General features: G+C 57.8%; 4 protein-coding genes and 5 pseudogenes. All 9 read right to left on the reverse strand.

Features of this window, described 5'->3' with window-relative positions; translation table 11 throughout:
* Positions 1–275 (reverse strand): annotated as a pseudogene (locus ACLBYE_RS28415) (hypothetical protein); the annotation flags it as partial.
* Between the two features lie 263 nt (positions 276–538).
* Positions 539–1,519: a hypothetical protein gene (locus ACLBYE_RS28420; protein ID WP_447696722.1), complete on the reverse strand. Its 981-nt coding sequence runs from the start codon at positions 1,517–1,519 to the stop codon at positions 539–541.
* A gap of 80 nt (positions 1,520–1,599) precedes the next feature.
* Entirely contained in the window at positions 1,600–2,481 is an 882-nt protein-coding gene (locus ACLBYE_RS28425) for a phosphotransferase (protein WP_447696723.1), read from the reverse strand.
* An 11-nt stretch (positions 2,482–2,492) separates the two neighbouring features.
* A complete protein-coding gene (locus ACLBYE_RS28430; protein ID WP_447696724.1) occupies positions 2,493–3,662 on the reverse strand; it encodes a hypothetical protein in 1,170 nt (389 codons plus the stop codon).
* 241 nt (positions 3,663–3,903) lie between these two features.
* Positions 3,904–4,437 (reverse strand): annotated as a pseudogene (locus ACLBYE_RS28435) (DDE-type integrase/transposase/recombinase); the annotation flags it as partial.
* Between the two features lie 269 nt (positions 4,438–4,706).
* A pseudogene (locus tag ACLBYE_RS28440) lies at positions 4,707–5,375 on the reverse strand (IS110 family transposase); the annotation flags it as partial.
* A gap of 280 nt (positions 5,376–5,655) precedes the next feature.
* The gene (locus ACLBYE_RS28445; protein WP_447696725.1) at positions 5,656–6,669 is read right to left on the reverse strand and encodes an IS110 family transposase; all 1,014 of its coding nucleotides are present in this window, start codon (positions 6,667–6,669) and stop codon (positions 5,656–5,658) included.
* A gap of 83 nt (positions 6,670–6,752) precedes the next feature.
* Positions 6,753–7,439, reverse strand: a pseudogene (locus ACLBYE_RS28450) (ISL3 family transposase); the annotation flags it as partial.
* A gap of 305 nt (positions 7,440–7,744) precedes the next feature.
* Positions 7,745–7,864, reverse strand: a pseudogene (locus ACLBYE_RS28455) (IS5/IS1182 family transposase); the annotation flags it as partial.

Genomic DNA, 7,864 nt, shown 5'->3' on the forward strand with positions numbered 1-7,864 from the left:
AACAGTGGATGCGGGCTAGCAAGTGGATGATCCGCGGTCAGAAAATGAATTAAGGGGTCAATCTTACCGAGCGGAAAATCGGGAAGCTGACGTAGATACCAGCTCGCGTCGAACAACGGGTGCGGGTTACTCCCGTTACGCCACCCGATATTCATGTAATGATCGACGGGATCGATTGCGCCGAAATCGGAATCCAAATAATGGCTTCTATACCATTCTGCGTCGATTAGTGCGCGCGCACGCTGAGAGATATTGCCGTTTTTCAAATTTGTCATCGCTTCGGATCTATCTTTGTAGTCGTCGAGATTTTCGGCCTAAAAACGTTCTCAACCAGCTTCGCGAAACTTATTTTTCAGATCCTGACGAGGTGTAGAATAAGGCCTCGTACCCTCCGTCCATAAGCGTGCGGATACGAGGTTTGCGAAAAATCTGAAACATGTAGGGCGTTGAAATTTACGTGTGCGGGTCACATTTCCCAACATGGCCCATCTTGAAACCATACGCCCAGACCCAAATCTTCCTTCAGAATTCCAGCAGATCATAACATGCTCCCAAGCTTATCCTCGTTGCGTGGGAGGTTGATTGCGACAGCGCTAGGGAACGGATTTGAAGGCGCAAAATCGTTAATTAGGAACCGCCGAGTGTGATGGAGGCCGAAGATTATTGCGTGCCATCTTAAACCGAGTGCAGACAGGGCATCTTCGGTTTTCTGGCGATAGGAGTCCGGACGCGCGGTCATGAAAACGATTTGGGCTCCGCTATTAAGAAGTGTTCGTACCGTTTCGACGTTCTCGATAAGTGGCACATCAGGCTCACTCCATAACGGCGGTATATAAGCGCCGGCGTTGCGAAAGATAACCCCGTCAAGGTCAACTATGTAGACGGAAGACCGGTTTCGAAACTCCTGCCAAGCCTCGAGCGTGCCCACGTCCTCGTAGTTCTTCACCGAGATGCCGCGGAAGACTTCGCCCTGCCGAATCAGCTCAAATAACACATGAGAAACGAAGGGTTCGCCCTCCACATGTGACCGCATCACGGTCTCGTACGCTGACGCAAACAAACTTGCTGAGCGGACGCCGTATCCACCTACGGAAATATGGTTTGAACACACAATTTTCTCAAGTATCCCTGTAACAATATTATTTTCGTTTAATTGCACGAAGCTTTTCCCCGGAATATTCCGAGTAGCCGGCGCCTGTCGAAGATCTACAGTGCAAACAATGTTGTCAAAGAGGTCCTCTCTACTTTCGAACCAGCTGTCGCAATCTTTTATGAAAATGGGGCCATCAATTTGTGCGCGCCGGATAATTTCAAATACGGTCATAGCAGGACCGCGGGTGACGTCGTCGAATACTACTATTTCAGGATGACTTCCCAGCGCGCGCCGAATGGCGCCCTCTCCGCCAAGATCCTCGTAATGTTCGCGGAGCACGCCAATAACGAAGCGGTGTTGGCGCCAGTCTGGGAGCGGCGTGAGTGCAAGCTCGAGCATAAGCGGGCCATTGGGTGCAGACAGCATCCATTTCGGTCTTGTTCCAGGGAATCGCGAAGAGCGTCCGGCGATTGGTAAGATTATCGTTCCGCTGTGAATCATAAAATCTATCCCTCAAGAGGTATGCTGGACTCGATGTATGCGGTGAGCCGATTGAAGGTTACTGGATCATGCGTGTAGGGCAGGACCCTTAGCGCCTGTAGCATCTTGAGTTGCGGTAAGCGCGCAAAAAGTTCAGGGTAGTGCTCTCTAACCCTCGATATAAGCTGCTCCGATAGATATCGACTAAAAATCTCAAGCAATCGGCCGCCGTGGGCTGGTCCGCGATCGACCCACAAAATATCTCGCAGTGTCCAACCGACTTCAAGATCAAATAATATTTTTGCTATATCGAGCCAGAATGTCTCAAGTTCACCATCAAGTACGTCGATAAAGACTAGTGACCCGTCTGTCCGAAAAATTAAGTTTTCTAAGGTCAGGTCTCCATGACATTCAGTGTGCGGAATTGCGGCCCAGTTGGCGTTCGCGAGTGCTGAAATTGCGCGATTTATAGTGGATTGGCTTTTGTGTGCGAGAGGATGGTGCAATAATTTAATTTCAATTTCCTTTATCTTCTGCGAAAAATTTAGATCCAGATCTCCAGCAATAGTATAGCTTGAAAATTCCTTGAACATAGAATAAAGTTGTTCGGTGAAATTTAGTACCCAGCTTGGTGGCTGACCTAGACATTGCGCCGCGAGATCCCTCCCTGCTATATATTCCATATCGAACGAGACAAGGCCGTTTTGCAGGTCGGTTGCGAATACACGAGCAACAGGGGCGATAGCGCTTAATCGTTGTTGCTTTTTGAATTGGCGTATTAACCGAGGGTTATAGTCCGATGAAGCAGAGACTTTTCTGACGAGATAGTTGTCACCAAGACGAAGGAGCTGTACTTGACAGCCAGAATGCCCTTTTAGGGTTTGAACGAGAGTATAATTCTCCGGCATCGTGAATCTGCCTAAGCGAAAAGTTCAGGAAACGCTCGAACTTGGCCAGTTTCACGCGCGGCACTCAACAGCTCACTTAGCCGATCTGTGCGATTTAGTATTGTTGCAAGTTTCGCGCGCCCGACATGGGGCTCTGCGCAAACAAGATTTCCGATTCTCGCTGCTTCGCGGAGGGTATGTTCTGCGCCTTCACTGTCGCCAAGCGCCAGGAGATGGATTGCGAAGCGGCTCTGCGCGAGTGCCACGCAGTCCGAAATCCAATTGGGTAGTTGGCGCATCTGCAACATGTCTTTCTTTAATAAGTCGATCAGCCTAGGATATTGTATTGCCGCGACCACTCTGTTGGGAGCCGGATCTAACTTTAGAACTGAGTCTTGCAAACCGCGCGCGCGCAAGTGATCATTGAGGATCCGCTCGGGGCCGCGATCTGCGAAGGAGCGTTCTGGATTGTGGTCCGGGTCCCAATAAGTCGGCAATTCGTTCCATAAATTTGCCGTGTACGACATTGTATCCGAATCGCCGACAAATAACATGTCGTTAGAATTCGTGTCTTCGATGCCGAGTATTCCGTAATACGGGTTCCATAAGGTCCAGAGTCGGTTTTTTACCTCCTCCGCGGAGAAGATTACGTCGGAAAAAAATTCTAGATCGGGGCGCATTCTGACCACGACGTCGTAAGTGAAACCCTGTTGTTGCTCGTGCGCTCTCCGCATCAAATCACAGCCGTGAATCTTGTAAAACATTGGAGCGGCATTCAGACCTGTTGTATCTGGAAAAAGGCGCTTTAGCCGCTCTACTTGGAGGTGGCCGTCGAAGTAGCTTGGTATAAATGGCTCAATACGGGTTGCAATTGGCGCGTAAAGTTCTTTAATTTCTGCTTCCGTTACAATATCATCTGCTGACGAGATTCGCTGAAGCTCTCCGAAAAGGTTGGGAAGGTCTGACTCGAAAAGAGAGCGCTCATCATTCATTACGTCGGGCTGTGAATGCCAATACTCTATAGGGAGCGCTAAATCAAAACCGGATGGCAAGAGGAGGATTAGTTTATTTGTGTTGCCAGCCCTATCCCATGCATCTACAAATACGTCCGCGACGTTCGGCGAAACTACATGTTTGATAAGGCTTGCATGTGCCTTTTTGTATGTTCGCATTTGCCCTGAGATGCAGATAGCGACTCGCACCAGCTTATCCCTTCTTTGCAAGCGTTGTTTTTCGATTTGACGAGAGGGCGGCGTTGGCCATTTTGGCTTAGCAGATTTAGGAAGTTTTTGCGCACATATGGACGCGATTGTCTTTTAGGTTGTGAGACGTGCCGCTTCATAGCACCGCTGGCGCTCGGAGTGAAACAGCCATCGGTCGGTCCGCTGGCGAAGGGTAGATCTTGGAGTGCACCCTATTGGCCGGACAGGCAGCGGGGCGGGTTTAGGCGCTCCGGCTGAGGTACTCTCGGGGTGAGAGCATGCGCAGGCCGGAGTGCGGGTGGATCGTGTTGTAGTCCTCGTACCAAGCCGGCAGAAGCCGCATCACGGTTTCGACGTCGGCCAAGATGGCCAGGTGGGCATAGTCCCGCTTGAGCGTCTTCACGGACGCCTCCGCGATGCTGTTGCTCTGCGGCGAACGCACCGGGGTGAACAGCAGCCGTAGGCCGAGCGCGGCGGCCGTCTGCGCTGTCTCCCTGGCGATGTAGGCGGAGCCGTTGTCGGACAGCCACTCGACTGGGTGCGGGGTCTTCGTCGCGCCGAACCGGCGCTCGCAGCAGGCGATCATCAGGTCGCAGACCATCTCGGCCGAGACGCCTGTCGTGGTCGCCGATCACGCCATGATCTCGCGGTCGCACGCGTCGATGGCAAACAGCACGCGGACGACCGCACCGTCCCGGCAGCGCAGTTCGAGGTGATCCGAGCACCAGCGCACGTTCGAGCGCAACGCCACCACGGTGCCGTCGTGGATGCGGCCGGGAACAGCTACGACAATCTATGGACGCCTCCCGCGGCAAGGCATTCCTCAGCGACGACCGCGGCCTTGGGTGCGTGCATCTATTCGGCCTGTCGGTGGAGCAATCATGCCCCTGGCCTCGATGGGGTCCGCTGTTTCCGTCCTCATAACGCTCGTGGCCTCGAAGGCCATGTCGTAGGTCAGGATCAGAAGCGGCGGTCCACGCCGTGTCGCCATCGTCGGTCACCTCGCACGCATCGCCGCTCGCGCGACGATCTCTGTCGCCCGCGTCAGGCGCGGGCGTAATCCTCCTCCCGCCGCAGAATCGCCCAGGCAATCCGCGCGGTCTTGTTGGCCATCGCCACGATCCCCTTGTTGAACCCGCGCTGGTCGATCACCGCCTGAAACCAGCGCGAGCGCGGATCAGTCTTCGTGGCCAGGCGCAAAGCGACCGCACGGGCGCCGTGAACGAGCTGGTGCCGCAGATAGTGGTTGGCCCGGCGTCCGACGCCCCCGAGCTGTGGCTTGCCGCCGGTGGAGTACTGGCGCGGCACCAAGCCGATCCAGGCCGCGAGTTCGCGCCCTGAGCGGAACTGCCGGGCATCGCCGACGCTGGCCTTGAGGGCGGTGGCAACCACCGGGCCCACGCCAGGCACTGTCATCAGGCGGCGGCAGACGACGTCTTCGCGGCAGATTGCCCGAAGCTGGTCGTCGAGCCGTTCAAGCCGCGTCTCCAGGGCGTCCAGCTCGTCGAGCAGGGCTGCGAAGGTTGCTCGCGCCATCGGCGACAGCTCCGCCTCGGAAAGCTCCGCCCGCACACGCGCTGGAAAGCGGGCCGCACCCTTCGGGTAGACGAGGCCGTACTCGGCCAGGAGCCCACGGGTATGATTGATCAGGTTCGTGCGTTGTGAGACCAGCCGATCGCGGACGCGATGAAGCGACTGCAGGTCTTGCTGCTCGTGTGTGGATGCCCCCTGTTTGGCAAGCATGATCTTTGAGGTTTCGGCGGGGTCTTCGATCGGACGTGTGTCAGGCCTCATGATGTGGCCTTCGATGACGCCACGGGCCAGTATGCTGTTCGGAAGGCTGGGTTCACATCGGTTCAGAGAGCTGCATGCGCTCGAGCCCCGGGTCTGAATGTCCCTGCCTTGAACTTCGAAGTCCGTGTCGCCTACTCCTCGTCGATCGCTCGCCCCGGCCTCGCGGCCACGACGTGCCTTCGCCCGCTCGGGGCTCCGGTCACGCCATCCGGTAATCTTCCTGCTTCGTCGTCACGGCCCAGATCATCCGCGCCATCTTGTTGGCGAGCGCGACCGCCGCGACCATCTTCGGTTTGCGCGTGACGAGGGTCGCGAGCCAGCGGTTCGCGCTCCCGCCCTTGCGAACCACCCAGCGGATCACGCTCATGGCTCCGACGATGAGCAGCCGTCGGATATCGGTCTGCCCCATCTTGCTGACGGAGCCGAGCTTGGCCTTGCCGCCCGTGGATCGCTGCCGCGGCACGAGACCGAGCCAGGCGGCGAAGTTGCGTCCGCTATCGAACGTGTCGAGATCCGGAGCGAAGGCGGCGACGGCTCCTGCGGTCACCGGTCCGATCCCCGGTATGGTGCGTAAGCGTCGCAGATCGGCGTCCGTCCGCGAGGCCGTCTCCAGTTCGTTGGCCAGCCGCTCGATCACCTGCGTCAGCCCCGCTATCTGGTCGAGATAGATAGTCCCCATCGCTCGCACCGCGACGGGCAGATCGGCGACCTCGTCGGCCAGAGCCTCTTCCAGCACCTTAAGGGTTGCCGGCCCCTTCGGAGCGACGACACCGAATTCGGCCAGATGGCCGCGTAGCGCGTTGATCAGCTGCGTGCGCTGACGGACCAGACACTGATGCGTCCGAAACGCCACCGCACGGCCCTGTGTCTCGGCACTCTTCACCGCCACGAATCGCATTCTCGGGCGCGCGGCCGCCTCGGCGATCGCCTCCGCGTCTGCACGATCGTTCTTCTGACGCTTGACGAACGGCTTCACGTAGACCGCCGGAACCAGCCGGACCTCGTGACCGCTCGCCTGGGCCACACGACCCCAGTGATGCGACGTCGCACAAGCTTCCATCGCCACGACGCAGGCCGGTTGATCGGCAAGGAGTGCGGCAAATCGAGCTCGCGACAGCGCGCGGTTGTAGAGAACCGTCCCATCCGGACCTACGGCGCAGACCTGAAAGCTGCCCTTCGACAGATCGACTGCCAACATGCTGATCGTCGTCATCGATGACCCCTATGATCGGTTCCGATACAACCGTCAGGCATACGAGATGCCGGTCGGTGGGGGGCATCCACCGCATCAGTTCAATCCGCGACTTGCTGGGCACGCGGGACGACGGCCTGGGCCGCACGCGCGTAGCCTGTCGACCGATCCCGTGCGACGATCTCCAGATCGGTGTGCGACGCTAGCCAAGCCTCGAAGATCGCCGAGTTGCGGTCGGGCAGAAGATCGATGGCACGATGATGGTCGAGGTCGACGACGAGCGTGCCCCAGGCGCGCCCACGACGCCAGGCCCAGTCGTCGACACCGATTGCCCGCGCTCGTGCAACGCGCGGCAGGGGCGCAGCGTGCATGAGGCGCAGCAGCGTCGAGGCGCTCGCCGGCATGGAGAGATTTGCCAGCAGGCGCGCACCGGCTCGAGCGTTGATGGCCAATCCGACGTGCTGCTGGGCCTTGGCGAGGCGTCGGGTTCGTCGGGCGTGCGGAGCCAGGAGAGAAGAGGCAGGAAGGCAGAATGTCCATCGGGGACAGGAGGGGTTGAGGCAGCGCAGACGCCGGACGGTGAGGTCGAGCCGAACGGCTCGTCCAAGGGAGGGTAGATCGGCGGGGTGCTGCTGATAGGAACCGTGCCGGGTGGTGCTCAGCGTGCCGCAAACGGGACATCGTCCTGCGCAGCGGCAGCCGCGAACGTGCATGACAACGCTCGCCTCATGCCCGTCTTCGATGGAGAGTGCCCGGCAGCCAGGACCCTCGTGCAGCCGCGCCATCGCCAAGCTCCGTCCTTCTCACACGAACGGAGAACGCACGGGGAAGCCACACGAAATGACGAAGAGCCAATAAATCTTCTATTCGCTCCAGGAGGCGCAGACCGTGATTGGGACCTGGCAGAATACCTACAAATGCATCGACCGTATTCGTCCTTGAGTTACCAACCGCCCGCGCCTTGTCACCTTCCCGGATTTGTCCGTCCGGCTACCCATGGCCGCCATCGTGCTTAGCCTCTCAAGCGGCTCGGTCCAGAATACCGGTCAGGTCAATTAAGGCAAGCGACCCGAAGCCGGGCATCAAATAAGAGCGCCTAACAAAACCATCGTTCGATGAAGCGCCAGATGATGAGGGCTGCGGCCAGCGTCGAGAAGGCGAGATGGATGTCGGCCCGTCGCTCGTAGCGAATGGCGAGGCGACGGAACTGGGCGAA

The organism is Methylobacterium sp. A52T (genome assembly GCF_053346095.1).